Genomic DNA, 802 nt, shown 5'->3' on the forward strand with positions numbered 1-802 from the left:
AGAAGTCCATGTCGCCGCCGCCGGGCATGGCGGGAGCGGCAGGGTTCTTCTCGGGCTTCTCGGCGATGACGGCCTCGGTGGTGAGGAAGAGCGCCGCGATGGAGGCGGCGTTCTGCAGCGCGGAGCGCGTCACCTTGGCCGGGTCGATGATGCCCGCCTCGAACATGTTGACGTAGTCGCCGCTGGCCGCGTTGAGGCCCTCGCCCGGCGTGAGGTGGCGAACCTTCTCCACCACGACGCCACCCTCGAGGCCGGCGTTGACGGCGATCTGCTTCAGCGGCTCCTCAAGGGCCTTGCGCACGATCGCGGCGCCGGTGGCCTCGTCGCCCGACAGCTCCAGCTTGTCGAACGCCTTGGCGCCGGCCTGCAGCAGCGCCACGCCGCCGCCGGGGACGATGCCCTCCTCGACGGCCGCCTTCGCGTTGCGCACGGCGTCCTCGATGCGGTGCTTGCGCTCCTTGAGCTCGACCTCGGTCGCGGCGCCGGCCTTGATGACGGCCACGCCGCCGGCCAGCTTGGCCAGCCGCTCCTGGAGCTTCTCGCGGTCGTAGTCGGAGTCGGTGCGCTCGATCTCGGCGCGGATCTCGTTGACCCGGCCCGCGATGGCGTCGGGGTCACCGGCGCCGTCGACGATCGTGGTCTCGTCCTTGGTGACGACCACCTTGCGGGCGCGGCCGAGCTGGTCGAGCGTGGCGCTCTCCAGCTTGAGACCGATCTCCTCGGCGATGACCTGACCACCGGTCAGGATCGCGATGTCGCCCAGCATGGCCTTACGACGGTCACCGAAGCCCGGAGCCTTGAC

General features: G+C 70.6%; 1 protein-coding gene. It reads right to left on the reverse strand.

Going from position 1 to position 802, the window contains the following annotated elements:
• The coding region (gene groEL / locus IEY82_RS38730; RefSeq protein WP_189129278.1) for a chaperonin GroEL at positions 1-802 on the reverse strand (802 nt) is incomplete at both ends.

The sequence above is a fragment of the Nonomuraea cavernae genome, from assembly GCF_014646355.1.
GTDB classification, from domain to species: Bacteria; Actinomycetota; Actinomycetes; order Streptosporangiales; family Streptosporangiaceae; genus Nonomuraea; species Nonomuraea cavernae.